The following is a 25,726-nucleotide window of genomic DNA, read 5'->3' as shown; positions in this document are numbered from 1 at the left end:
CGTTATGGAAAATAATAAATTTTTTAAACTGGTGTGGCGAATCAATGGGGTGTTAATCCTTGGTACCGCATTATTGATTTTGCTCGCTGTTGGTTATCAAGCTATCTCGCAAATGCTGCGTTTTAATCACACACAGGCCGCGCCCACGGTTGAAAACCTCGCTGACGATCCTCAGGGTAAAGAGAAGTGGGTGATTGGCCGACCATTACCCGTGAATCAAGGCGACTTTATCCTATTGCCTTTGGTGTCTGAAAACAAAGAGGTGGAAAATGTCGGTGTCGAGGTTTTTGCATCCAAGTCTTATAACATGTTTGAGGGTGGCTACTATGGCGACCCCTCAAAAAATGTGTTGTTTTTAAACACCCAAGATAACAGTGCGTTTTGGCTGTTTAAAGGAGTTGACCGTCTTATTTTGGATATTACTTTATTCCCCGGAGGCTATGACTATGAAGGCCCCACCAAGGCGATTTTCTATAAAGTGATTGCCAAAGACACCAATAGTGACAACAAATTGAGCAAAGAAGACGCGGCATCACTGTATATCAGTGAGCCCAATGGTAAAAACTATCAGCGTGTGCTCAGCGCATATGATCGTATTATTTCCCGCGATTTAGTTAGTGATAATCGCATGATGGTGATTTATCAGCATGACGGTAAAGCCTACTCAAAATTAATTCAATTATCACCGTACACAGAAGTGAGTAATGTAGAGCTACCTAAAGTGGAATAAGTCGCTGTTAATGCGGTGATATGAATTACAAGGAACTCACAATCATGAATAACATGGAACTTGATATCTACGTTGTTGATGCCTTCACACAACAGCAATTTGGCGGTAATTCAGCGGCGGTGGTGCCACTCACTCACTGGCTTGAACCTAGCGTCATGCAGAAAATTGCGGCACAAAATAACCTATCAGAAACGGCATTTATTAAACAAGGTCAACATGGCCAGTATGAAATTCGTTGGTTTTCACCTCTGACTGAAATCGACTTTTGTGGTCATGCAACGTTAGCGTCTGCCTATGTCATTTTTAATGAATTAGGTTTCCAAGGCTGTATTGAGTTTATCACTCAGGAAGTAGGCACCTTATTTGTTGACCGCCTCGATGATGGTCGTATTGAAATGAGCTTCCCAAATCAGTGCCCTGAAATGATTACGCAGGTGCCTAATGCGCTGCTTGAAGGATTGTCTATCGCACCCACTGAAGTACTACGTAACCGCCAAGCTTATTTCGCAGTGCTCGCTAACGAAGAAGAAGTAAAGAAGGTGCGCTACAACAGTGAGTTACTCAAACAACTGGCTCCTTTTGACGTGGTAGTTACCGCCAAGGGGGAGACCGCTGATTTTGTATCGCGCTACTTTTGGCCTGCTAATGGTGGCGATGAAGACCCAGTTACTGGTTCAATTCATTCGGGTTTAACGCCTTATTGGGCTAATGCGTTGGGGCAAGTGAATTTGCGCGCACAGCAATTGTCGGCGCGTGGTGGCGAGCTGTATTGCCAACTCGAAGGTGAGCGGGTTTTAGTGTCTGGCTATGGGCAGTTATACCTTAAAGGTCGTATTTGTATCTCTTAATTCTAATTACTTGGCTTGCTACAGTTTGTTGTACTCCTGTGCTATACCTTAGTGGTCTAAATTCGTAACGAAAAGGGAAACGCTCGTATGAAATTGATAAGCACTATGTTGTTGAGTACGTTACTCACTTTTTCTGGTTTTACTGCGTACGCAGGTGATGGTGAGTGGGAAAAAATAGCGGATAAAAAGGTGAGTTTTAAATCAGAAACTGACACGGTTAATCCTATGTCTCCTTTTGCTGATAGTCACTTTAGCCACATAAAGATTAAATGCACCAATGGCACTGTAAATCTCAAAAAAATCACAGTGTATATGTCTAATGGCGAGGAGAGAGAATTTGACAACCTAGGCATACTCAACAAAGGTATGTCTTCGCGCAGTTTGAATCTGCCTAATAAAGACGGTGCAAAGCTGGATAAAATTAAGCTCAAATATGAATCTGTTGGTTCGACCGCGACGCGCGTTGCTGGTGTAACGGAAAAAGCAGAAGTGGAAATTCTCGGCAAAAAAGCTGAAAAAGACAAAGATAAAGACTAACACCGTATTAGCAGACACAAAAAAGGAGATGATTGGCATCTCCTTTTTTGCGTATAGCAATCATTATGATTGGCTCAGCGATAATACACTTTGTAGTTTTTAAAAGTGGCTTTATCAAAGTTCGGATACGCAGATGAGCGCATCACATCAGCAATGAGCTGATACACATTTTTCCACGCTTGTCGTGTTTGCGGGGTGAAGTCTTTGCCAAGTCCTTGTTTTAAAGTGAACAACAAGGCATTACCAACGGGCGTGTAATCTTCCATTTTCACACCATAATCGACATGACGAATGGCGAGCTTTTGCAATACCCCTGCGACCGCTTCGAGATCATCTAATCCATCAACAGCCACTTTGAGTGTCGACATCAGCATTTGCCCTTGCTTTTTCATATCGCCTTTAAAAAGGTGCTTCAAACTAGGGTCATAACTGAACAGCGTTTTATAAAAGATTTCTGCTGCTTTATCAGCAATGGGCAGCACTTTCGCGAAACTACTTTGAATCAATTGCTTATCGTGGGCACTCAGACTCATAGATTTTCCTAGGTGATTGAATCGGCATAACTAATCAGACTATAGATGAATAATTAAAAATCGCGTAGGTAGATGATAAATATCAATATTTGTTTCCATTATGGTTCCTTGATAACGCGCTAGGCTGGCAGAGTAGCTGTTCATTCAGAGAAGTATTTGGACGTTTGTGCATCGCTAAAAATAATATATACTGTGTTTATATACAGTATTTTTAACAGGTGGTGTGGATGAACACAACTTTAGCAGCGATGCACCATCAAGGACTGATCTTTAGTGCCAATCACGCATCTCAGCAACAAGCTAGCCATGAGCAACACGCCTTATTGAGTACAGGGTTTGCACAACTAGACCAACTGCTTGGTGGCGGCTGGCCCACAAGTGGCGTGATTAACTTACAATCAGCGCCGGCTATTGGTGAACTTACGTTGTTACAAGGTATGTTTGCCAAAGCGCAAAAAGAGGGCATGGTGGTGTTGATAAATCCACCAGCTGAGCCTTGTATTCATTGGCTTTTGGCCCAACATGTGAGTTTAGAACGAGTGGTGATCGTACGCCCTGAAAATGACGCCCATGCATTATGGGCTGCCGAGCAATGTGCCCGTAGCAGCAGTTGTGCTTTGGTTTGGTTGTGGCATCAAGGCTTATCCTTCGCACAAGCGCGACGTTTCAATTTGGCTTGTCAGCAATCAGCCGCGTTATTAGTGTTAGTGAACTACCAAAGCCAAGCATCAGCCTTGCCAGTACACATGAGTATGCAGTTACGCCAACACGCGACGCAGTTAAAAGTCACCTTGTTGCGCCAACAAGGGCGCTTTGCGCGAGGGGAAATCACTCTTGATAAAACCCAGTTGTGGCCATTTCTTTTGTACTCACAGCGTATGCAACAGGGCGCTTTACACACTCTCAACGCCATAGCTGAGCCTACGCATTATGAGGTGGGTTAATGTTCTTGGCTGTTTACTGTGAACATTTACAACTGCAGCGCAGGCAATTAACTGAGCCCGCTGTGCTCGTGACAAAAGAGCGCATTGTTCAGGTGAATGAAGCAGCACAAGAGCAAGGTGTAAAACTGGGCATGGGCTTGGCCAGTGCCGCCGCTTTATGTGGTGCGCTACATGTGTATCCTTACGAGCAAGAAGTAGAGCAGCAGTTATTGCAAGAGTTGGCGGCACAGTGCTACCAACTTACCGGCGACATTATCTTATGCGCCAGTGATTGCCTTATTTTTGCGGCTGCGAGTATGCGCGCACTTTACCCAAGTAATGACGCGCTTTTCCATGCACTAGCGCCGACTATTCGTGCCTTTGTGCCGCAGTTTTACTATGCCTGTGCAGGTAGTATTGAAGCCGCAGAAGTCTTGGCTCGTAATAAAAGTCACTTTATTAGTGATGATGAGCAAGCGTGTACAGAGCGGCTCGCTCACGTCCCCGTGCAAGGATTGTTGTTAAGTGCAGAACACAAACAACAACTTGCACGCTTAGGAATACACACAACACAGCAATTATTAGCGCTGCCCATAGCGCAATTACGCCAGCGTTTTCACTACGAGCTGGTGGATTACCTCACGCGCTTACGAGGCCAATTGCAGCGCACCTGTTTACCCAAGAAATCGCGTTATTATCGTTTTTATCAACCGGCACAACGCTTTTGTGAAACCCACGAGCTTAATTTTGAAATCGAAGACAGTGCGCGTTTACTGAGCCCGCTGACTCAGTTGTGTGAGCGAATGTGCCATTACTTACGCCAGCATCAGCTCCATACCCAGCAACTGACTTTCATTTTACTGTTTCGGGAGCAGCCGCAGCAGAGTCTTATTTTGCAAAGTGTTGAACCACAAGCTCAGCTATCGGCTTGGTTACGCCTACTCACTATTAAGCTTGACGCGTTGGCTCTAGATGCGCCTGTGATAGCGATTCGCTTGCAATGCGAAGACTTTATAACCGTGGATGGCAGTAGCCATAATCTGTTTGAAAAGCGCCAACAAGGTTTGGCAAGGCAACAATTACTGAGTGTATTACATACACGCCTAGGAGATGAGCGTTGTTATCGATTGTTACAAGGACGTGCGCATGTGCCTGAATATGCTCAAGTGCAAGAGGGCACTTTGCACGCGCTGAGTGTGCCCAAAGAGCAAAATACAACTGCGTACTTGCGGCCTAATTTTCTAATTACCCCCACGCCATTGACTGAGCCTTTGTGTATTTTACGGGGCCCTGAGCGTATTCAAAGCCATTGGTGGCAGCAAGCGCAAGTTGAGCGCGATTACTATGTGGGGGAAAACAACCAAGGGCAGTTGTGCTGGGTATTTAAAGACAAACAACAGCAGTGGTTCGTGCAAGGGTACTTTGCGTAATGGGTGCCTCTGCTTACAGTGAACTGTTTAGCCAAAGTAACTTTAGCTTTTTAACGGGGGCTTCACGCCCAGAAGAGTTAGTGGCCAAAGCTGCTGAGCTGGGGTATGGCGCATTGGCTATTTGTGATGAATGCTCCGTTGCAGGGGTGGTGAGGGCGCACAGTTATATCAAGGAACAGCAACTCCCTATCAAGCTGATTGTTGGCAGTTACCTGTGTTATGAGCAACTGGAGCTGGTGGTGTTGTGCCCAACAAAATCAGCGTACAGCCAGTTATGCCGGGTGATCACCAATGCGCGCAGACGCTGTGAAAAAGGTCAATACCAATTGAGTGAATGGGATTTGAAAACACTCAAAGGGTGTATTTTGATTTGGTTGGTACACGGGCAAAACGATGCAGCTAAAACGGCAGACAAACATTGGGGCCCTTGGCTTCAACGCCATTATGGCGAGCAACTTTACATGGGTGTGCGCCGTGAATTAAGTAGTTTTGAACCCGAGCAGCTAGCCTATGTTCGTAACCTGAGCGAGCAATGGCATATACCGCAAGTGGCCATTGGCGCAGTGTTAATGCACAGCCCTGAGCGCTTACCTTTGCAACATGTGCTTAGTGCTATTAAGCAAGGGCAAACGGTGGCCTCACTGGGACAGAATTTATTAGCCAATGCGGAGCGCTCATTGCGTGAGCCTGCCAAACTTGCAAAGCTGTTTGATGCGGCGCACTTAGCACAAACACAAAGCATCGCTGCGCGTTGTACGTTTAACCTTGACGAGCTCAGTTATCAGTATCCACACGAATTAGTACCCAAAGGGCTTAGTGCCAGTGAGCATTTAAAAAATCTAGTGGAGCAAGGGGCGCAAAAGCGTTTTAACGGCAACACGCCTGCGCATGTCCAAGCGACCATAGACAAAGAATTAACCCTGATAGCCGAGCAAGGCTATGAGCCTTTTTTTCTGACTATTGCGGATATTGTGCAGTTCGCCAAGGAGCGCAATATTCTTTATCAAGGGCGGGGATCAGCGGCTAATTCCGTGGTTTGTTATTGTCTCGAAATTACGGCGGTCGACCCGCGGCAAATCGATGTATTGTTTGAGCGTTTTATTTCCAAAGAACGCAATGAGCCTCCTGATATCGACGTTGATTTTGAGCATCAACGTCGCGAGGAAGTGTTCCAGTACATTTATCAAAAATACGGTCGTCAACGTGCCGCCTTGGCGGCGACAGTGATCACCTATCGTTTGAAAAGCGCCATACGTGATGTGGGCAAAGCACTGGGCTTCACTGAAACTCAACTGGATTACTACATTAAGCAACTCAATCGCCGCCACGGTGGTGGGCAGTGGCAAGCGCAGTTGGTGCAGTTGGGGCTCGATCCAGACGCCACGATTAATCAGCACTTCTTTCATTTGGTGGATGAAATCAAAGGCTTTCCAAGGCACTTATCTCAGCATGTGGGGGGCTTTGTTATCTCCCAAGGCCCTTTGCATGAGCTGGTGCCAGTAGAAAATGCAGCCATGGCAGAGCGTACGGTGATCCAATGGGATAAGGATGATTTGGAAAGCTTAAAGCTGTTAAAGGTAGATGTACTGGCATTGGGGATGCTTAGTGCCATTCAACGTAGTTTTAAATTGCTGGAGCAGCATTATCAGCATCATATTAGCATTGCTGATATCACCCGCTTGGGTGATGATCCGCAGGTATATTCAATGCTGCAACGGGCAGACACTGTAGGGGTTTTCCAAATCGAGTCGCGGGCACAAATGAGCATGTTACCGCGCCTTAAACCACGTTGTTATTACGATTTAGTCATTCAAATAGCCATTGTTCGCCCAGGGCCAATTCAAGGAGACATGGTACATCCTTATTTACGCCGTCGTGATGGCGAAGAAGCGGTGGAATACCCATCAAAGCAAGTAGAACAAGTGTTAAAGCGCACACTTGGGGTGCCTATTTTCCAAGAGCAAGTCATTAAGGTCGCCATGGTGGCAGCGGGTTTTAGTGGCGGTGAAGCGGATCAGCTGCGCCGCGCGATGGCAAAATGGAAGCGTGATGGCGAGCTTACGCAATTCAAGCAAAAGCTCATTGATGGCATGCTTAAACGCGGTTACGAGTATCAATTTGCCGAGCGTATTTATCAACAAATTTGTGGCTTTGGCGAGTATGGTTTTCCCGAGTCGCACTCCGCCAGCTTTGCGGTGTTGGCGTATGTTTCAGCCTATTTAAAGTACTATTACCCAGAGGTGTTTCTGTGTGCTTTAGCCAACAGCTTACCTATGGGTTTTTATTCTCTTGACCAATTGGTGCAAGATGCCCGTCGTCACGGAGTAAACATACTGCCTGTGGATGTGAATCACTCCGCATGGGAACACCAAGTGATACGCCAAGGCGAGTATTTTGCCGTGCGCTTAGGGTTTTGTTGTGTCAAAGGCTTAAGCAGCCACAGTGCACAAAAGCTCATTACTCATCGCCCTGAACAAGGTTATCGCAGTATCACTGAGCTTTATCATCGTGGTTTAAGTGAGGCTGAACTTGAAACCCTCGCCAGTAGCAATGCGTTAGCGGCTATTGCGAAGGATCGTTTTAACAGTCGCTGGCAAATTATGGATAAACAGCAGCGTTTACCTTTATTTGCCGAGGATGACGATGATGCAGAGCTGGCGCTGGTGGCTCCTAATGAAATTCAAGATACGCTCGAAGATTACGCCAGTATGGGCGTGAATATGGGCGCGCACCCGTTAGTGCATTTGCGCCAACACGGATTATTCAATCACGCTAAGAAAGCCAATGAGCTTATCTCATGTCGCAATGGTGCCAGTGTCACCATTGCTGGTTTGGTCACGGGGCGGCAATCACCGGGCAGTGCTGCGGGGATAACGTTTTTAACCCTCGAAGACGAAACAGGCAACATCAATGTGGTGGTGTGGCTGGCAACAGCTAAGGCACAGCAAAAAGCCTTTTTGACCGCGCGTTTATTGGAAGTAAAAGGCGTGGTTGAACATCACAAAGGGGTGGTGCATGTGATTGCTGGACGACTCATTGACCACAGCGATAAGTTACCCGCCTTAATTTTAAAAAGTCGCTTCTTTCATTAAATATAAAAATATTAAAGTTAATATTTATTTGGATAATAAATGTATTCGATTAAAAAATATCATTCTTTTAAGGGTGTGAAAAAAATTCAATCCCTGTTTAAATAAGCTCATGTATAGCCAATAGGCAAACGCGCCGTTTACGCGTACAATAGCGGCCTTTCATATCCGACAATTACGTTGCACCTAGGAGACAGCATGTTAGAACGTAACATGAACATTGCAGATTTTGACCCAGAATTAGCGAATGCGATGAACGCAGAAGTGGCTCGTCAAGAAGAGCACATTGAACTTATCGCATCTGAAAACTACTGTAGCCCACGCGTACTAGAAGCGCAGGGTTCACAGCTAACCAACAAATATGCAGAAGGCTACCCAGGTAAGCGTTACTACGGTGGTTGTGAGCATGTTGACGTAGTTGAGCAACTTGCAATTGACCGTGCAAACGAGCTATTCGGCACTGAATACGCAAACGTACAACCGCACGCGGGTTCACAAGCGAACGCAGCTGTTTTCCAAGCACTACTTCAGCCACACGACACAGTTCTAGGTATGAGCCTTGCGCACGGTGGCCACCTTACTCACGGTGCACACGTAAACTTCTCTGGTAAAACGTACAATGCTATTCAGTACGGCCTAAACGAAGCAACTGGCGAAATCGATTACGATCAAGTTGAAGCGCTAGCGCTTGAGCATAAGCCAAAAATGATCATCGGTGGTTTCTCTGCGTACTCAGGTATCGTAGATTGGGCACGTTTCCGTGAAATCGCAGACAAAGTAGGCGCATACCTATTCGTTGATATGGCACACGTTGCTGGTCTTATCGCTGCTGGCGTATACCCAAGCCCGGTTCCTTATGCACACGTAATCACAACAACGACACACAAAACACTTGCGGGTCCTCGTGGTGGTCTAATCGTGTCTAACTGTGGCGACGAAGAGATCTACAAAAAGCTAAACAGCGCTGTATTCCCTGGTGGTCAAGGTGGTCCTCTATGTCATGTAATTGCTGCTAAAGCGGTTGCTTTCAAAGAAGCACTTCAACCAGAATTCAAAGCATACCAACAGCAAGTAGTTGCTAACGCACAAGCGATGGTAGCGGTACTTCAAGAGCGTGGCTACAAAGTAGTTTCAGGTAAAACTGACAACCACTTATTCCTTCTTGACCTAATCGACAAAGACATCACAGGTAAAGATGCGGATGCTGCACTCGGTAATGCAAACATCACAGTGAACAAGAACTCAGTACCAAACGACCCACGTTCACCGTTTGTAACCTCAGGTCTACGTATTGGTTCTCCAGCTATCACTCGCCGTGGTTTCAAAGAAGCTGAAGCAAAAGAGCTAGCTGGCTGGATCTGTGACGTGCTAGACAACATCGAAAGCGCTGACGTTCAAGCGCAAGTGAAAGAAAAAGTAAAAGCAATTTGTGCTAAGTTCCCTGTTTACGCATAAGGGCACAAAATAGCTATTACACAAACATTTGTGTATTATAAAGGCCGCAATTTTTGCGGCCTTTTTGTTATCTACAGGAAACCCGTTCACTATGCATTGTCCTTTTTGCAGCGCTAAAGATACCAAGGTTATCGACTCACGTTTAGTTGGTGGTGGGCACCAAGTTCGCCGTCGTCGCGAATGCATTGACTGCCATGAACGTTTTACCACCTTTGAAGGTGCAGAATTGGTAATGCCACGGGTGATCAAGCGTGATGGCTCTCGTGAACCGTTCAATGAAGACAAATTACAAAATGGCCTGCACCGCGCGTTAGAACGTCGACCAGTAAAAACAGAACAAATCGATGAAGTCGTGCATCAAATCAAATCACAAATTCGTGCAACCGGCGAGCGAGAAGTTAGCTCGCAACTCATCGGCGAGTGCATCATGGAAGCCCTCAAAGGTTTAGACAAAGTGGCTTATGTGCGTTTTGCGTCGGTGTACCGTTCGTTCGAAGATATTCGTGAGTTCGGTGAAGAAATCGCCCGCCTTGGAGACTAATATGACCTTCAGCGCAGACGATACGCGCTATATGCAACGCGCCATTGAGCTGGCATATCAAGGCCGTTTTACCACAACCCCAAATCCAAATGTGGGCTGTGTGCTGGTTAAAAATGGGCAAATTATCGGTGAAGGTTTTCATCAGCAAGCAGGAACACCGCATGCCGAAGTCCATGCGTTAGCCGCCGCCGGTGATAACACCGAAGGTGCAACAGCCTACGTAACCTTAGAACCGTGCAGCCATACAGGTCGCACAGGCCCGTGCGCAGGCGCGCTTATTAAGGCTAACGTCGCCAAAGTTATTTGCGCCATGCAAGACCCTAACCCACAAGTCAGTGGCAGAGGGATGAAAATGCTGGCTGATGCTGGCATTGAAGTGGCTTCAGGTTTATTAAGCAAAGAAGCAGAAAACCTAAATCGTGGCTTCTTAAAACGTATGCGCAGTAATATGCCGTATGTAACCGCTAAATTAGCTGCCAGTGTTGATGGTAAAACCGCATTAGCCAATGGCGAAAGCAAGTGGATCACAGGTCCTATTGCCCGCGCTGATGTGCAGCAGTGGCGTGCGCAGCACTGCGCCATATTAAGTGGTGCAGATACCGTAATAGTTGATAACGCCAAATTGAATGTGCGTTTAGATGAAACTACGCGTGCGCAGTACCTGCTCCCAGAGATACGCCAACCTATCCGGGTGATAATCGATAGCCAATATCGGCTCACTCCAGAGCTGGCATTATTCCAAGAGCCAGGTGATATTATTATCGTGCGTTCACGCACAGCGGATGTTTGCACTAAAGAGCTTGATAAACAGCCACAGTGGCCCAACAATGTAACCGAATTAAGCTGTGATGGCGCAGAGGGTGGCCACGTTAACTTAGCGGCACTTTTAACATTACTGGCCGAGCAGGAAATTAATTCTGTGTGGTTAGAAGCGGGCGCAACCTTGGTTGGTGCCATGGCGCAGCAGAACTTAATTGACCGTTATGTTGTGTATCTTGCGCCGAAGTTAATGGGCAGTGCAGCCAAAGGGCTAATAAATATTGGGCCGTTTAGTGCAATGACAGAGGTGCCCACCATGCAATTTAGCGATATCACCCAAATTGGTGATGATATTCGCCTTACCCTAGAGCAACAAAGAGTAGAGTAGCCATGTTCACAGGTATTATTGAAGCAACGGGAACCTTGGGTTCCTTGACCTTAGTTGATGGCGATTTAAAAGTACGCGTCCACAGCGATAACTTAGACATGAGTGATGTGGCGCTCGGCGATAGCATTGCAACCAATGGTGTGTGTTTAACCGTGACTGAAAAGTTCAGTGATGGATACAGTGCCGACGTGTCAAAAGAGACCTTGTCCTTAACACGCTTCGCCCAGTATCAACGTGGCCAACGTGTGAACTTAGAAAAAGCATTGCAACCTATTTCACGTTTGGGTGGTCACCTTGTTTCCGGTCATGTTGATGGAATTGCCGAAGTGGTAAAAGTGACCCCGAGTGCGCGCGCGATTGAATATTGGCTTGAAGCGCCAGAAGCGCTGATGAAATACATTCCGTACAAGGGCTCGGTGTGCATTGATGGTGCGAGCCTGACTGTGAATGAAATCAACGCGAACCAGTTTAAATTGACGATTGTGCCGCATACCTTGGCGCAAACGACTATTGCCGAATTCCAAGTTGGCACTAAGGTTAATTTAGAAGTTGACCAAATAGCGCGTTATTTAGAACGCCTTATTCAAGGAGCACAGGCTCCTAAGCAAGAATCATCTGTATCCGAGAGTTTGCTAATGCAAGCCGGATTTATCAAATAACACATAATGGGCAAGATATGAGTTTGAATACTGCAGCTGAGATCATCGAAGACATTAAAAATGGCAAAATGGTCATCTTGATGGACGATGAAGATCGTGAAAACGAAGGTGATTTAATTATTGCTGCCGAGCACATCAGTGCTGATGCGATTAACTTTATGGCTACCTATGGCCGCGGCCTCATTTGTTTAACCCTAACTCAGGAGCGTTGTGAACAGTTAGCATTGCCACTGATGGTTAAAAATAACGGTGCGCAGTTCTCTACCAACTTCACTATGTCGATTGAAGCTGCGAAGGGCGTGACCACGGGTATCTCAGCAGCCGACCGCGCGCGTACAGTGCAAGCTGCTGTAGCAAAAGGTGCGGTACCTGAAGACATCGTGCAACCGGGCCATATCTTCCCAATTATGGCGCAGCCAGGTGGCATTCTGACCCGTGCAGGGCACACTGAAGCGGGCTGTGATTTAGCGCGTTTAGCAGGGCTTGAGCCTTCATCTGTGATTGTCGAGATCTTGAACCCAGATGGCACCATGGCACGTCGTCCTGAATTAGAAGTGTTCGCCAAAGAGCATGGTCTGAAAATGGGCACCATTGCGGACTTAATTGAGTACCGCAACCTTAACGAAACCACCATTGAAAAAGTAGCGCAATGCAAGTTACCTACTGAGCATGGTGAGTTTGACTTAGTCACTTACAAAGACACCATTGATGGCCAACTACATTACGCCCTTGTGAAAGGTGACATTACTGATCCAACTTTGGTGCGCGTGCATCTGCAAAGTACTTTTAACGATATTTTATTATCAGACCGCGGTGCTGACCGCAGTTGGACGCTGTCAAATGCAATGGCTTACATTGCGAAAAACGACGGCGTGTTGGTTATTCTTGGTAAACAAGAATGCGCCGAAGACATCGAAGCAATGGTACAAGCATTTGCGTTGGAAGACGAAGGCAAAACAGCGAACCACAGAAAGATTCAAGGCACTTCGCGTACAGTGGGTATTGGCTCGCAAATTTTGGCCGATTTAGGCATCACAAAGATGCGCTTAATGAGCATGCCTAAGAAGTATCACGCGTTGTCGGGCTTCCACCTAGAAGTGGTTGATTACGTACAGCCTGAGTAAATGCAATTGCAGTAGGTAAATGCAATTGTGATACAGCTATTTTTTTAAAGTTATGCTAAGATGCGCGGCAATTTTGCGATATTCGTATTTCGCCCCGCATCACGCGTTGGCAATATCAATTAAGGTTTATAGATGAAAATTATTGAAGGTAACAAGTTTGCACCGGGCAAAAAATTTGCCATCGTGATTTCGCGTTTTAATGACTTCATTGGCAGCAGCTTACTTGATGGTGCGGTGGATGAACTAAAGCGTACTGGTAATGTAAATGATGATGACATCACCGTTGTTTACGTTCCTGGCGCAGTTGAGTTACCACTTGTCGCTAAGCGCATTGCAGCGAAAGGCGAGTTTGATGCGATTATCGCACTAGGCGTGATCATCCGTGGTGGTACACCACACTTTGACCTTGTTGCAGGCGAATCAAATAAAGGCCTTGCACAAGTATCGCTAGAATATGATGTACCCGTTGCATTTGGTGTTCTTACCACTGAAAGCATTGAGCAAGCGATTGAGCGAGCAGGTACAAAAATGGGTAACAAAGGTGGCGAAGCTGCACTAAGTGCCCTAGAAATGGTTAATGTTTTAGACAAAATTTAAGGGTTCACAGTGAAACCAGCAGCAAGACGCAAAGCACGCGTATTGGCATTACAAGCCGTTTACTCATGGCAAATGAGCGGTAATCCAATTGCCGATATCGAGCAAAACATGTTGATCGAAAACGACGTATCTAAAGTAGACGTTGAATACTTCAAAGATCTGGCTCGAGGCGTTGCCGTTAACTTTAAACAGTTAGACACAGTGCTCGCTCCGCACCTTACTCGCCCATACGAAGACATCGATATGGTTGAGAAGGCAATTTTGCGTCTGAGCGCGTATGAGCTTAAGTTCCGCGAAGATGTACCTTACAAGGTAGCCATCAATGAAGGTATCGAATTAGCAAAAACATTCGGTGCTGACGACAGCCACAAGTTCGTAAATGGCGTACTTGATAAGGCCGTAAAGGAACTACGAAGCTAAGCTCTAAAACAAGGAGAGCCGGCTAAGGCCGGCTTTTTTGTGTATGCAAGAATTTGAATTGATTAACAGATATTTCAAAGGCCGTGGCATCACGCGTCGTGATGTGAATCTCGGCATTGGTGATGACTGTGCGCTCGTGACTATTCCAGAGAATAGCCAATTGGCAGTGACAACAGACACTATGGTCTGTGGTGTTCACTTCTTTGAAGATATTTCTCCGCGAGCTTTAGGGCATCGCGCGATTGCAGTAAATCTCAGTGACTTGGCGGCGATGGGCGCTGAGCCTGCATGGGTGTCAGTGGCGTTAACTTTGCCTCATGCCGACATGCAGTGGTTGGAAGAATTTACTGCGGGAATGCATGAAATCGCAGAGTACTTCAATGTACAAATTATTGGTGGCGACACCACGCAAGGTCCACTTACCGTAACCGTGTGTGCCAAGGGTACAGTGCCACAAGGCAAAGCGATCACTCGAGGTGGTGCAAAACCAGGTGATTGGATTTACGTGACTGGTCCATTAGGCGATGCGGGTCTGGCTGTGGAAGCGCGTAAGCAAGGGCTAGATATTGCACCTGAGTGGTTAAAAAAGCTGACGCATAAACTTGAATATCCGACGCCGCGAGTTGCTGCAGGTCAAGTGTTGCGTGGTTATGCCAGCTCTGCAATCGATATTTCCGACGGCTTACTGGCTGATTTGAAGCATATCTTGGAAATGTCACAAGTCAGTGCCACAGTGTATGCAGATAAAATTCCTACCACAGAAGCATTTCGCCAAAGTATTGAAGGTGAAGCGAAGTGGCCGTATGTACTCGCGTATGGCGATGATTATGAATTGCTGTATACGGTGCCTGAAAACCACAAGGCGATGTTGGATAACAAGCTAAATCAATACGGTATCGATGCTGTGTGCATTGGCCAAATCCGTGGCGGTGATGGCAAAATTGAGCTGTTCGAGGGAGATAAAAAACTGGATGCACCCGGTCTAGGCTTCGAACATTTTGTTGGGGATGAAACGTGCTAGCAATGGCTGAAACATTTAACTTACGTCGTCCTCATCAGTTCATCGGTCTTGGTTTTGGTTTAGGCTTAAGCCCAAAAGCTCCGGGAACGGTGGGCACCTTTGCGGCATTGCCATTTATTTTTATGAGCATGGGCGCACCGCTTTGGATGCAATTAGTATTCGCATTGCTCCTGTGTATTGTGGGTGTGTGGGCATGCGGCAAAACCGCCGAAGATTTAGGTGTGCACGACCACCCAGCAATCGTCTGGGATGAAGTGGCAGGTTTTTATATCACTATGATTGGCGCAGCGATCAGCTGGCAAACACTTGTGGTAGGATTTATCTTGTTCCGTTTCTTCGATATTGCCAAACCAGGACCAATTCGCATGCTGGATAAGCGTCTGCATGGTGGTTTGGGTATTATGGCGGATGATATTTTAGCGGGTGTGTGTTCTCTTATTTGCCTACAAGCGTTAATTAAAGTAGGTTATTTGCCTGGAATATAAGATTTGAACATGGGTGTGACATTGCAGCGGTTTATTCAGTCACTCTTACTGATGTGTGCAACCTTGGTAACCTTTGGTGCGTCTGCATCAATTACTGACTATGTTGTTAAACAATGGAACACCCGTAATGGCTTGCCGTCACAGTCTCTCAAGAGTGTCACGCAAGACAACAAGGGCTATATCTGGGTGGGTACCCAGTTTGGTCTGAGCAGGTTTGACGGCGAACATTTCACTAATTTCAACGAACAAAATAGCAACTTTCTTAGCAGTAATGCCATCAATAAACTCCTGATTGATAAAGAAGGTTTGCTGTGGATAGGCACCAAAAAAGGGGTTTCTGTCCTTGACCCTGATTCCATGAACTACTTCCAGTTCGGTATTAGCGATCCCGTACGCGATATTCTCCAAGACGATAAAGGTAATATTTGGGTTGCGGCCAATGAGCTTTTCTACATTGAGCGTAATCAAATCGCATTTCACCTTGATGAGGACCAACGTCGTCGTAGTGGCCGTATTCAAAGCCGATTAACGGCTATCAACCAGATTTCAGTGAGCAAAATGGCCTTGTCGCCACAAGGGGTGTGGTTGGTCAGTGAGAACTACTTGCTGCGCTTGTCTAACATGTCTTCGTCATCATCGCGGTTACGACTCAAAATTACTGCGCGTGTCACACTTCCAGAGCGCTTAGCGCAAACCATTATTCATGACTTAGCATGGCTCGAAGGCACGCTCTATTTAGCCTCTGAACTGGGTGCTTATTTCCTCGATATAGATGATGAGTTGCGTCCATTTGCGCTTCCTAATGCGAGTAATGCCGCAGTGTACAAGTTCATGAGCGACTCGGATGGCGCCTTGTGGATTTCAACCTATGGTCGCCTTTTGTATCGCGATAACTCCCAAGAATGGCAGTGGGTTGAGCCTTCAGCGCTGGACCAAAGTATCTGGTTTTCAGATATTTATCGCGATGATCAAAACAACATCTGGCTGGCAAGTTTCAGTGAAGGCTTGTGGCTTGCCCACGCTGGGCGAGTCGAGCGCCACAACGCGTTATCGAGTATGACCGAAGCGGTTATGGCGATTACGTTGTCCCCTAAAGGTCAGCTGTGGGTGGCAAATCGCTCGGGGATCGGCTATTTCGACCAAGACAATAGTTTCATCAACCGTATTCCACGCGCCAAATTACGCCGCAGTGCAGTACATGATTTGCACTTTGTGGGCGATCGCCTCTACATCGCTACCGACCGTGGGGTGCTGTATTTTGAAAATGAAGAACTCTTTAATATCGACGCCCGAGAGTTACGTCTGAATCCGGTATTTGCGATCAGTGAAGCAAAGTCGGGTGGGCTGTGGTTCGGTACGGGTCGGGGTATGTATCGCATGGGTTATAACGGCCTTACGCCGTTTAACTACAATGCAGTGATGGACTCAAAGTTCATTACCTTCGTATTGGACAAAGGCAATTATGGCCTGATTGGTACCAGCCAAGGTGGCTATATCTTCTCTGATAAAGGTATTGAACGAATCGGTGATAACACCACATTGCAAAGTGCGTATGTGACCAGCATTTTAGAAGTGGATGGAGTAGGGACCTTAGTGGGCTCTTTGAACGATGGCTTGTTTTACCGAAGTGTGAATGGCCGTTGGCACCAATTAGATGTATCGAATGGTCTGCCATATGGCTCTATCTTCAGCTTGCATTATGACGATGATTTGAAACGCATTTGGGTCAGTACCATGAAAGGCGTGTATCGCATGCCTGTGGAACAGTTCTCTGACCAAATTGGTAACTTACAGGTTGAACAGGTTATTTCATCTTATGATCGCCAACTCGATGGTAAAGCCAGCCAATGTTGTGCGGGTTTAGGTCATGATGCGGTGGCTGATAACGGCACGTCTATCTGGTATCCAAGTTTACAAGGTGTGGTCGAAATACCTAAGAGCGTAGAACTATTTGGTCAAGATGCGTTATCGCCACAAGTGGAAAGTATTACTACACCAAGACGCACCTTGTTCACAGGTGGTTTGGGTATCAACCCTAATCTGGACACGGATGAGCGTGATGTCACCATCAATTACACGGCGATAGATTTCTACGCGCCTGCTGAAGTTGAATTCCGCTACCAATTGGCAGGGTTAGACAGCGATTGGCGTTATGCCAATAATCGTCGCGAAGCCATTTATACAAACTTACCCCCTGGGCCGTTCACCTTTAAGCTTGAAGCCAAGCGCACCAGTGGTAACTGGGAAGAAGCTAGCAGTACACAATATGCTTTCACTGTACCAAAACGATTCGACGAAACCGTGTATTTCCGCCTGCTGATCGTGTCCTGTATCTTTTTGGCTTTCTACCTCTTGTTGTGGGTGTTTAGAGCTCAAGAACGCCGTAAACAAGCGGCACTGGAGAGTCTAGTAGAAGAGCGCACCATTGAACTGCGTGACGCTAACGACAAGCTCAATCAAGTAAACTCGCAGTTGAAGTTGGTGAGCCACTCCGATGAACTCACCGGACTACGCAGCCGACGCTTCCTTTTTGATCAGCTGCCAAAAGATATCGAACATTACCAACGCAATGCTGAGTCATTGCAAAAACAAGGTCGCGCCTTGGTATTAGTGATAGTGAATATCGACAACTTCTCACGTATTAACGACGCCTATGGCCCGCTCAGCGGTGATAGCTGTTTGCAGCAACTGGCGACACTCCTGAACTCCTGCACGCAAGGATCGGATTACGTGGCTCGTTGGAGTGGTGATGAGTTCTTGCTCTTGTTGCGCGATTTCGAACTTGAACAAGTGAACCAATTTGCACGTAATTTGTGTAAGTCTATTGCTCAAAGAGCGTTCCAGCTACCGAATGGTAAGTCGATGAACCTCAGTGCGTCCATTGGTTGGTCTTGCTATCCCATGCCTTTACTTGGTGGGCAAGTGATAGGCTGGGAAACGTCCGTTAACCTTGCCGATATTGCATTGCATCAGGTCAAAAAGCGCGGCGGTGATGGCTGTGCACACATCAACTTCGACGACCAACTTGATGCCTTTGAGTTTGAGCAAAGTGAAAATCTCGACGAGCAAATCGCAACGTTACAAAGCAACGGTCTTGCCGACATCAAAATCTGGATGCGCTAAATTCCTTGTTGTGAGTGACGCGCACTCGAGTACCCAAAATTAAACCTCTTTATTTGTAGTACGTAAATTGAACTACACTGAATTTTATGTCGTTTTACTAAGCGACTCATAAATCAGTTAAAAAGAGAATAAAGAGGGTGCCATGACTATAAAAGCGCTACTAAGAACAGCGTTTGCGATCATTACGCTAATAGCGGTTATATTGTTGTTGGTGGTATTAAACTTACGAACGAGTTTGGACCACAGTTTTGATTCTTCCTCTTTTCGTTACCAATCAAGTCATTTAGCAAAATTGTCGGCAAGCAACTCCACTAACTTGACGGTCAACGCGCGGCAATACGTGGCGACATTAGATAGCCAATATCTTGATAAGTATAACTATATAGTTGACCAAATCACGGGAAAAGCACCTGCTGTAGATGGTCGTTCGCTTGCTTATATTGACCGTCTGAAAGAAATCAATGTGCCTACGGATTTACTGCGCTATCTAGAGCAATCCAATGATTATTCCATCGCTTTAATAGACACAGAAGAAGCAGCATTTGCGTTAATTAAACCCTTTGCCGGGAAGGAAATCGAAGACTTAAACCAGCAAGAACAGCTAGATTGGATGAGGGCTATCCACATGCTGCACAATGACGCGTATGAGCGTGAAGTTGCGAAAATTATGGCGCCCGTGAACACCTTTATTGAGCGCTTGGATGAAGTCTCTGCACAACAGTTGCTTGACGTGCAATCAAGTGTTGCGCGCCAAAGTGTGCTCAGTATTGCAGCGGTGTTCATTATTGTTGCGCTGTTGGTGCTGTGTTATTTCTGGCTTGAAAAGCGGGTGATTAATGTGACCATAGAGCTCGTTTCTAAAGCGCAACGTATTGCCGCTGGTGATTTAACGCAGAGGATCAATACCCAAAGCCAGGATGAACTGGCGCAGTTGGGCAATGCGTTTGACGAAATGGTCGAGAAACTGGCGAGCTTGCTACGCAATATCCAAGCGCAGTCTCGTGCAGCGGCGAACGCATCGACTCAGCTAAATGGTATTTCGCAACAAAGTTCGTCGTTGAGCCACAAACAAAATGAAGCGATAGATGTTATTGCGACATCAGTGCATGAGAACTTGTTTGCGGTGCAAGAAGTGGCGAAAAACTGCACCAATGCAGCCCAAGCTGCACAGGGAGCACATGAAAATACCGCATCGGCACAAAGTATTGTCTCCACCAGTGTACAGTCTGTGCAAAACGTTGCCAGTACACTCAATACGGCCACGCAAAGCCTGACTCAACTGCATGATTCAGTAAAAGATGTGACGGATATACTTTCTGTGATTGATGGTATCGCAGAGCAAACTAACTTGTTGGCCCTCAATGCAGCGATTGAAGCGGCCAGAGCCGGTGAGCAAGGGCGCGGTTTCGCTGTGGTGGCTGACGAGGTGCGTAATCTGGCGAAACGCTCGCAACAAGCCACCGAAGAAATCCAACAAAAACTCAGCGTACTACAACGTTTTACCACACAAGTTTCCGATGACATCAACTCAAGTAGCGATGATACCAACATGGCTGTCGAACGTTCGGCTCAAGTCAGTGAATCCTTGCATGAAATTGAGTCGCTAGTGACCAACATTAACGAAATGAATCAGTCCATTGCAACGGCTGCAGAAGAGCAAGAGCAGGTGTCTCAGGATATTGCGCAACGGGTAGAGAGTATTCGTCAAGACGCGCAGGAGTCCAGTGAACTTAATACCCAAGTGGCGCGCTCTTCTGATGAGCTTAACGGCATCGCAGCGAAGCTCACCAGTGAAGTTAATCGCTTTAATCTATGAAAGAAAAAAGGAGCCATAGGCTCCTTTTTCATGAAAATGACAACAGCTTACTTAGCGAGCCATTCTTTTACTTGGCGCTCGATACCGGCGCTGTCTAAACCAAGTTCAGCATGCATTTCTTGCTGCGTACCGTGTTTGATAAATACATCCGGCAAACCTAAATGCAACATCGGTGTCGTGTGCTTTTGTTGACTTAAGTATTCAGTGACTGCTGACCCTGCGCCACCTGCGATGACATTATCTTCCAAGGTGACCAGGTTGTCGTGCGAAGCCACGAGCTCGTCAATCAAGGCAGTATCAATGGGTTTCACAAAACGCATGTCTACTAAGGTCGCGTCTAAGGCTTCAGCTGCAGGTTCTGCGTACTCAAGTAAAGTGCCGAATGACAAAATGGCGGTGCCTTTACCTTGGCGTAGCACTCGGCCTTTACCAATTTCTAGCATCTGCATTTGCTCATCTAACTCGCCTTCACCCGCACTACCTCGTGGGTATCTTACTGCCGCAGGTTTATCCAGATTGTGACCAGTGTAGAGCATATTACGACATTCATTGGCATTGGCTGGCGCCATAATTACCATATTTGGAATGCAGCGTAAGAAGCTTAGATCATACGTGCCTTGGTGTGTTTCACCATCGGCACCCACCACACCTGCACGGTCAATGGCGAACAGAACTGGCAATTCTTGCAAGGCCACATCGTGAATAAGTTGATCGTACGCGCGTTGTAAGAAGGATGAATAAATCGCTACAACTGGGTTAAGTCCTTCACAGGCAAATCCAGCTGCGAGTGTGACCGCATGTTGCTCGGCAATTGCCACATCGAAATACTGGTTTGGGTATTCTTTTGAAAAGCGTACCATGCCTGAGCCTTCACGCATTGCTGGGGTAATCGCCATTAAATCAGCGTCTTGTAAGGCCATGTCACAGAGCCAATCACCGAATACTTTAGAAAAAGTCGGGGCGCCAGGTTTAGACTTCGGCAGTTTACTTTCTGTTGGGTCGAACTTAGGCACCGCATGATAGCCAATAGGGTCTGCTTCTGCTGGCTTATAGCCTTTACCCTTTTGCGTTTTAATATGTAACAGTTGTGGGCCTTTCAAATTACGCATATTTCGTAATGTGTCGACCAACATGTTGACATCGTGGCCATCGATTGGGCCGATGTAATTGAAACCAAGTTCTTCAAAGAAGGTGCCTGGGATCACCATACCTTTGAGGTGCTCTTCCATGCGGCTGGCGAGTTCTTTCACTGGCGGCAAGCCAGACAGTAGTTTTTTAGAGCCTTCGCGAATGTTGGTGTAGAAGCTACCTGAAAGAATACGTGCAAAATGATTGTTCAATGCACCCACGTTTTCAGAAATCGACATTTCATTGTCGTTCAGAATAACCAGCATGTCTGATTTCACATCACCAGCGTGGTTCATTGCTTCAAATGCCATACCCGCAGTAATGGCACCATCGCCAATAACGGCAACCGTTTTACGTCCTTTACCTTCTTTTTCAGCAGCAATAGCCATACCCAATGCAGCGGAAATGGATGTACTAGAGTGACCAACACTGAACGTGTCGTATTCACTTTCACCCCGATAGGGGAAAGGGTGTAATCCGTCCTTTTGACGAATTGTGTGCATTTTGTCACGGCGACCGGTGATCAATTTATGCGGATACGCCTGATGGCCCACATCCCAGACGACTCGGTCAAATGGTGTGTTATATACATAGTGCAACGCAACAGTCAGTTCCACAGTACCCAGACCTGAAGCAAAATGGCCACTGCTTTGTGATACGGAGTTGAGTAGGTAATCCCGCAATTCATAGCTGAACGCGCCGAGCTTTTGTTGCTCAAGGTCGCGTAGTTGTGCAGGTTCATCGACCTGAGTTAATAGGGGATACTTGCTACTATCCAAATTCATGCGTTTACTTATCCTTCACTGCGATGGCACGAGTATAACAAATCGGGCACGGCCATCTGTAGTAATTTTTAGAACTTAGGGTGCACTCATGTGCGATTTGTGTCGCTATGAGAGGCTAGGCTACCCACTGCTGCATTAGCCTTAATGTTTGCGCAGTGAGTAGTCATCAATTCTGTACTAGTGATCGCGGGCGATAACGTACTGTGCAAGTTGTTGCAAAATAGCGCTATCGTACGGCAGCACATCGAGTGCACTGATGGCATCATCATACAGTTGTTGTAGCTTTTGTTTCGCACCATCTAACCCCAACAGAGCTGGGTAGGTCGCTTTATTCGCTGCCAAATCAGAACCTTGAGGCTTGCCTAGCGTCTGCGTGTCGCCTTCAATATCCAAAATATCGTCTTTCACTTGAAAGGCTAAGCCAATCGCTCGGCCATAGCTATCGAGCGCTTGTTTCGTCGATTGTTCTACGTTTTGCGCACACAAATAGCCCAGTTCAATTGCGCAGCTTAGCAGCGCCCCCGTTTTCGCCTTATGAATTTGTTCGAGTTCAGCAAGTGAAATAGTTTTGTCTGTTGCCTCGATATCGAGCGCTTGGCCACCCACCATGCCGAGTAAACCAGACGCCTTACTCAATGCATTGACCAAATCTAGCTGCGCACGTGCATCAATCGTAAATTCAGCACTGCTGAGCAGCTCAAACGCGATCGTTTGCAGTGTGTCGCCAGCGAGTATTGCATGGGCTTCATCATAGGCGATATGACAAGTGGGGCGACCACGGCGAAGTTCGTCATCATCCATAGCTGGTAAATCATCATGTACCAGTGAATAGCTGTGAATACATTCAATTGCGGCGGCGGCTTTATCGAGATCCGTTTTATTGGCGCCCAACATGTTGCCAACACAATAGACGAGCAGTGGACGCAGCCTTTTGCCACCGTTTTGTACACTGTATTGGGTTGCGGCGAGAATACGCGACTGCGCCGCGCTTTGAGTTGCAAAGTAATCTTCTAGCGTCGTTACAACATCTTCTTGTGCTTGTACTAATGCGTCTTTTAATTCCACTGGCAGAACTACTCTTGGTCATCCATTGGCGTTAGCTCAGCATTGAGATCATTACTCATTAGCATGCTGACTTTTTGTTGTGCAGAATCAAGTTTCTGCGCAGAGACATTGGCTAAACTAATACCGCGCTCAAACTGCTTCAATGAATGCTCTAAAGGCATATCACCTTGTTCCATTTCGGTGACGATTTGGCTCAGTTCGTTGATTGCGTCCTCAAAACTGAGGTTTTCTGGTTTTTTTTGGGCCATTGCCTTTACGCTCGTTACTGATTTATAAGAGCGCCAATTTTAGGGGTATTGTGCATTTTGGTCAAAGAGCACGAGATAATTTCGTAACAAAGTAACTGAAGGCTGCTAATTTTATTAATATTAGATTAAGCTTTAAAAAATGATTCAAGTAATTCAGCAAGTTGCCGATAGCTTAAGAGTATTTATAATAACGACAGAACTTTAGGCACCAAAGCGTACGCTTGTCTTTAGGTGCACTAAAGTAGTGACAGTGGGTGGAGGACGTGTGGATTTAGCAACCATAATAGGTATTCTCGGAGCAATTGGCTTCGTTGTGATGGCTATGGTACTCGGTGGAGACATAAGTATCTTCTATGATACGCAGTCCATTCTTATCGTTTTCGCCGGTTCACTGTTTGTTGTGTTGGCCAACTTTACTATGGGTCAATTCTTTGCCATAGGTAAAATTGCTGTTAAAGCCTTCATGTTCAAGATTGAAACACCTGATGAGCTAATTGAAAAAGCAGTCGAACTGGCTGACTCAGCGCGTAAAGGTGGCTTCCTTGCATTGGAAGAAGCTGAAATCTCAAACAAATTCATGCGTAAAGGCATCGACATGTTGGTTGATGGCCACGATGCAGACGTGGTGCGCGCGACGTTGCAAAAAGACATATCCCTCACAACCACCCGCCATGAGCAAGGCGCAGGCTTATTTAAAGCCCTGGGTGATGTTGCTCCGGCGATGGGGATGATAGGTACGCTAATCGGTCTGGTAGCCATGCTTTCTAACATGGATGACCCCAAAGCGATTGGTCCTGCAATGGCTGTTGCACTACTGACTACATTATATGGTGCGTTCTTGGCGAACGTAATTGCTATTCCAATTCAATCAAAACTCGAGCTGCGTAAAGGCGAAGAAGAATTGAATCAGCGCCTGATCCTCGACGCGATTCTAGGTATTCAAGACGGTCAAAACCCAAAAGTAATTGAAGGTATCCTGAAAAATTATCTGGCTGAGTCTAAACGTCAGGTAGATACCGAGGAGTAGGTATGTCGGATGAGGAAAAGTGTAAATGTCCTCCCCCGGGCTACCAGCTTGGATGGGAACGTTTGCCGACTTAATGTCGCTCTTGATGTGTTTCTTCGTACTGCTGCTCGCTTTCTCAGAAATGGATGTGCTTAAATTTAAGCAGATAGCGGGCTCAATGAAGTTCGCATTTGGTGTACAAAACAAACTCGAAGTTAAAGACATTCCAAAAGGTACCAGCGTTATTGCGATGGAATTCAAACCAGGTCGTCCAGATCCGACGCCGATTGAAACAATCCAGCAACAGACGGTAGAAATGACTCAGCAAATGCTCGAGTTTCAAGCAGGGGAAGAAGACTCCGCAGGTGGTCGCCAAGAGCAACGCGGTGAACAACGTGGCGGTGAATCTGCTAGTACCGCTGATGAACAATCCCAACAACAAGCAATAGCCGCGGCAGACCAAGAGCGTGTAAACGAACTCGTTAAGAAAATTGCGCAACAGCTTGAGCAGCAAATTATTGATGGTGCCATTGAGCTGGAATCATTAGGTCAACAGATCATTATCCGTATTCGTGAGAATGGCTCTTTCCCTTCAGGCAGCGCGTTCTTACAGCCAAAGTTCAAACCTATTGTGCAAGATATTGCGACACTGCTTAAAGATGTACCTGGTGAAATCACGGTGTCTGGACATACAGATGATTTCCAAGTGTCCAATGAACTCTACACCAACAACTGGGATCTGAGCGCTAAACGAGCAGTGGCAGTGGCCAGTGAGATGCAAAAAGTTGATGGCTTTGATAAAACGCGTATGGTCGTGGTCGGTCATGCTGATACACGACCGCTTGTGCCCAATGAAACCGATGAAGACCGTAAGCGCAATCGCCGTGTAGAGATCTCTATCATGCAAGGTAAAGCCAAAGAGTCTGACCCGATTGAAGTAGTGCAGTAATTCCCTCGCTCAATTCGATGTGCGCGCATTAGCGCACATCAGCTTTAATCTCCTTTCATCACAGCGT

22 protein-coding genes and 1 pseudogene are annotated in these 25,726 nt (G+C 46.5%); 19 read left to right on the top strand and 4 right to left on the bottom strand.

Annotated elements, in window-relative coordinates; all coding sequences use genetic code 11:
• Positions 1–4 precede the first annotated feature (4 nt).
• The 3 genes from ACH19P_RS12985 to ACH19P_RS12975 all read left to right on the top strand — a co-directional run bounded on the left by ACH19P_RS12985 (position 5) and on the right by ACH19P_RS12975 (position 2,115).
• Positions 5–730, top strand: coding sequence for a hypothetical protein (locus ACH19P_RS12985; protein WP_462158949.1), 726 nt, complete (start codon positions 5–7; stop codon positions 728–730).
• Between the two features lie 53 nt (positions 731–783).
• A complete protein-coding gene (locus tag ACH19P_RS12980) occupies positions 784–1,578 on the top strand; it encodes a PhzF family phenazine biosynthesis protein (RefSeq protein ID WP_462159354.1) in 795 nt (264 codons plus the stop codon).
• 87 nt (positions 1,579–1,665) lie between these two features.
• Positions 1,666–2,115 (top strand): hypothetical protein, encoded by a 450-nt coding sequence (locus ACH19P_RS12975; RefSeq protein ID WP_462158948.1) that lies wholly within the window; start codon positions 1,666–1,668, stop codon positions 2,113–2,115.
• A 74-nt stretch (positions 2,116–2,189) separates the two neighbouring features.
• Here ACH19P_RS12975 and ACH19P_RS12970 read toward each other — a convergent pair whose 3' ends face one another.
• Positions 2,190–2,648, bottom strand: a complete 459-nt coding sequence (locus ACH19P_RS12970) for a globin family protein (RefSeq protein ID WP_462158947.1) — start codon at positions 2,646–2,648, stop codon at positions 2,190–2,192.
• A 227-nt stretch (positions 2,649–2,875) separates the two neighbouring features.
• Here ACH19P_RS12970 and imuA point away from each other — a divergent pair, with 227 nt between their 5' ends.
• The 14 genes from imuA (at position 2,876) to ACH19P_RS12900 (ending at position 20,478) form a co-directional block, all read left to right on the top strand.
• Positions 2,876–3,592, top strand: coding sequence for a translesion DNA synthesis-associated protein ImuA (imuA, locus tag ACH19P_RS12965; protein WP_462158946.1), 717 nt, complete (start codon positions 2,876–2,878; stop codon positions 3,590–3,592).
• Positions 3,592–5,001: a Y-family DNA polymerase gene (locus ACH19P_RS12960; RefSeq protein ID WP_462158945.1), complete on the top strand. Its 1,410-nt coding sequence runs from the start codon at positions 3,592–3,594 to the stop codon at positions 4,999–5,001. Before imuA ends, ACH19P_RS12960 begins: the two co-directional genes overlap by 1 nt.
• A complete protein-coding gene (locus tag ACH19P_RS12955) occupies positions 5,001–8,093 on the top strand; it encodes an error-prone DNA polymerase (RefSeq protein WP_462158943.1) in 3,093 nt (1,030 codons plus the stop codon). Before ACH19P_RS12960 ends, ACH19P_RS12955 begins: the two co-directional genes overlap by 1 nt.
• Positions 8,094–8,288: 195 nt before the next feature.
• The gene (gene glyA, locus ACH19P_RS12950) at positions 8,289–9,545 is read left to right on the top strand and encodes a serine hydroxymethyltransferase (protein ID WP_462158942.1); all 1,257 of its coding nucleotides are present in this window, start codon (positions 8,289–8,291) and stop codon (positions 9,543–9,545) included.
• 91 nt (positions 9,546–9,636) lie between these two features.
• A complete protein-coding gene (nrdR, locus tag ACH19P_RS12945) occupies positions 9,637–10,086 on the top strand; it encodes a transcriptional regulator NrdR (RefSeq protein ID WP_462158940.1) in 450 nt (149 codons plus the stop codon).
• A gap of 1 nt (position 10,087) precedes the next feature.
• Positions 10,088–11,233 carry a bifunctional diaminohydroxyphosphoribosylaminopyrimidine deaminase/5-amino-6-(5-phosphoribosylamino)uracil reductase RibD gene (gene ribD, locus ACH19P_RS12940; protein WP_462158939.1) on the top strand — a complete coding sequence of 382 codons (1,146 nt, stop codon included), beginning with the start codon at positions 10,088–10,090 and terminating at the stop codon, positions 11,231–11,233.
• Between the two features lie 2 nt (positions 11,234–11,235).
• Entirely contained in the window at positions 11,236–11,892 is a 657-nt protein-coding gene (locus tag ACH19P_RS12935; RefSeq protein WP_462158938.1) for a riboflavin synthase, read from the top strand.
• A gap of 17 nt (positions 11,893–11,909) precedes the next feature.
• Positions 11,910–13,016, top strand: a complete 1,107-nt coding sequence (gene ribBA / locus ACH19P_RS12930; protein WP_462158937.1) for a bifunctional 3,4-dihydroxy-2-butanone-4-phosphate synthase/GTP cyclohydrolase II — start codon at positions 11,910–11,912, stop codon at positions 13,014–13,016.
• A 132-nt stretch (positions 13,017–13,148) separates the two neighbouring features.
• Positions 13,149–13,613 (top strand): 6,7-dimethyl-8-ribityllumazine synthase, encoded by a 465-nt coding sequence (gene ribH, locus ACH19P_RS12925; RefSeq protein ID WP_347390682.1) that lies wholly within the window; start codon positions 13,149–13,151, stop codon positions 13,611–13,613.
• Positions 13,614–13,622: 9 nt separating this feature from the next.
• The gene (nusB, locus tag ACH19P_RS12920; RefSeq protein ID WP_347390683.1) at positions 13,623–14,033 is read left to right on the top strand and encodes a transcription antitermination factor NusB; all 411 of its coding nucleotides are present in this window, start codon (positions 13,623–13,625) and stop codon (positions 14,031–14,033) included.
• 43 nt (positions 14,034–14,076) lie between these two features.
• Complete coding sequence (thiL, locus tag ACH19P_RS12915; RefSeq protein ID WP_462158936.1) at positions 14,077–15,054, top strand: thiamine-phosphate kinase; 978 nt, start codon at positions 14,077–14,079, stop codon at positions 15,052–15,054.
• A 2-nt stretch (positions 15,055–15,056) separates the two neighbouring features.
• On the top strand, positions 15,057–15,539 hold the full coding sequence (locus ACH19P_RS12910; protein ID WP_462158935.1) for a phosphatidylglycerophosphatase A family protein: 483 nt from the start codon (positions 15,057–15,059) through the stop codon (positions 15,537–15,539).
• Positions 15,540–15,548: 9 nt separating this feature from the next.
• On the top strand, positions 15,549–18,662 hold the full coding sequence (locus ACH19P_RS12905; RefSeq protein WP_462158934.1) for a ligand-binding sensor domain-containing diguanylate cyclase: 3,114 nt from the start codon (positions 15,549–15,551) through the stop codon (positions 18,660–18,662).
• A gap of 142 nt (positions 18,663–18,804) precedes the next feature.
• Positions 18,805–20,478, top strand: coding sequence for a methyl-accepting chemotaxis protein (locus ACH19P_RS12900; protein WP_462158933.1), 1,674 nt, complete (start codon positions 18,805–18,807; stop codon positions 20,476–20,478).
• 47 nt (positions 20,479–20,525) lie between these two features.
• On the opposite strand, the gene dxs is transcribed toward ACH19P_RS12900, so the two are convergent.
• The 3 genes from dxs to ACH19P_RS12885 form a co-directional block, all read right to left on the bottom strand.
• Positions 20,526–22,391, bottom strand: a complete 1,866-nt coding sequence (dxs, locus tag ACH19P_RS12895) for a 1-deoxy-D-xylulose-5-phosphate synthase (protein WP_462158932.1) — start codon at positions 22,389–22,391, stop codon at positions 20,526–20,528.
• 177 nt (positions 22,392–22,568) lie between these two features.
• Positions 22,569–23,456 (bottom strand): (2E,6E)-farnesyl diphosphate synthase, encoded by an 888-nt coding sequence (ispA, locus tag ACH19P_RS12890; RefSeq protein ID WP_462158931.1) that lies wholly within the window; start codon positions 23,454–23,456, stop codon positions 22,569–22,571.
• 8 nt (positions 23,457–23,464) lie between these two features.
• The gene (locus ACH19P_RS12885; protein WP_347390689.1) at positions 23,465–23,704 is read right to left on the bottom strand and encodes an exodeoxyribonuclease VII small subunit; all 240 of its coding nucleotides are present in this window, start codon (positions 23,702–23,704) and stop codon (positions 23,465–23,467) included.
• Positions 23,705–23,969: 265 nt separating this feature from the next.
• Between ACH19P_RS12885 and pomA the strand changes: the two genes are divergently transcribed.
• Positions 23,970–24,731 (top strand): flagellar motor protein PomA, encoded by a 762-nt coding sequence (gene pomA / locus ACH19P_RS12880; protein WP_462158930.1) that lies wholly within the window; start codon positions 23,970–23,972, stop codon positions 24,729–24,731.
• Positions 24,732–24,733: 2 nt separating this feature from the next.
• Positions 24,734–25,659 (top strand): annotated as a pseudogene (locus tag ACH19P_RS12875) (flagellar motor protein MotB).
• The last annotated feature ends 67 nt before the right edge of the window (positions 25,660–25,726 follow it).

It is taken from the genome of Pseudoalteromonas sp. GB56 (assembly GCF_054923835.1).
Note: the sequence above shows the minus strand (reverse complement) of the source record. Positions and strands in the feature narration are given on the sequence as shown.

Bases quoted from the DNA above. Each gene is read 5' to 3' on its own strand.
- ACH19P_RS12905 (WP_462158934.1), top strand. From the start codon at position 15,549: ATGGGTGTGACATTGCAGCGGTTTATTCAGTCACTCTTACTGATGTGT.
- ribBA (WP_462158937.1), top strand. From the start codon at position 11,910: ATGAGTTTGAATACTGCAGCTGAGATCATCGAAGACATTAAAAATGGC.
- ACH19P_RS12885 (WP_347390689.1), bottom strand. From the start codon at position 23,704: ATGGCCCAAAAAAAACCAGAAAACCTCAGTTTTGAGGACGCAATCAAC.
- ACH19P_RS12980 (WP_462159354.1), top strand. From the start codon at position 784: ATGGAACTTGATATCTACGTTGTTGATGCCTTCACACAACAGCAATTT.
- ACH19P_RS12935 (WP_462158938.1), top strand. From the start codon at position 11,236: ATGTTCACAGGTATTATTGAAGCAACGGGAACCTTGGGTTCCTTGACC.
- ACH19P_RS12960 (WP_462158945.1), top strand. From the start codon at position 3,592: ATGTTCTTGGCTGTTTACTGTGAACATTTACAACTGCAGCGCAGGCAA.
- ACH19P_RS12975 (WP_462158948.1), top strand. From the start codon at position 1,666: ATGAAATTGATAAGCACTATGTTGTTGAGTACGTTACTCACTTTTTCT.
- nrdR (WP_462158940.1), top strand. From the start codon at position 9,637: ATGCATTGTCCTTTTTGCAGCGCTAAAGATACCAAGGTTATCGACTCA.
- glyA (WP_462158942.1), top strand. From the start codon at position 8,289: ATGTTAGAACGTAACATGAACATTGCAGATTTTGACCCAGAATTAGCG.
- ACH19P_RS12900 (WP_462158933.1), top strand. From the start codon at position 18,805: ATGACTATAAAAGCGCTACTAAGAACAGCGTTTGCGATCATTACGCTA.
- dxs (WP_462158932.1), bottom strand. From the start codon at position 22,391: ATGAATTTGGATAGTAGCAAGTATCCCCTATTAACTCAGGTCGATGAA.
- ribD (WP_462158939.1), top strand. From the start codon at position 10,088: ATGACCTTCAGCGCAGACGATACGCGCTATATGCAACGCGCCATTGAG.
- ACH19P_RS12910 (WP_462158935.1), top strand. From the start codon at position 15,057: ATGGCTGAAACATTTAACTTACGTCGTCCTCATCAGTTCATCGGTCTT.
- ribH (WP_347390682.1), top strand. From the start codon at position 13,149: ATGAAAATTATTGAAGGTAACAAGTTTGCACCGGGCAAAAAATTTGCC.
- ACH19P_RS12985 (WP_462158949.1), top strand. From the start codon at position 5: ATGGAAAATAATAAATTTTTTAAACTGGTGTGGCGAATCAATGGGGTG.
- ACH19P_RS12970 (WP_462158947.1), bottom strand. From the start codon at position 2,648: ATGAGTCTGAGTGCCCACGATAAGCAATTGATTCAAAGTAGTTTCGCG.
- ACH19P_RS12955 (WP_462158943.1), top strand. From the start codon at position 5,001: ATGGGTGCCTCTGCTTACAGTGAACTGTTTAGCCAAAGTAACTTTAGC.
- imuA (WP_462158946.1), top strand. From the start codon at position 2,876: ATGAACACAACTTTAGCAGCGATGCACCATCAAGGACTGATCTTTAGT.
- thiL (WP_462158936.1), top strand. From the start codon at position 14,077: ATGCAAGAATTTGAATTGATTAACAGATATTTCAAAGGCCGTGGCATC.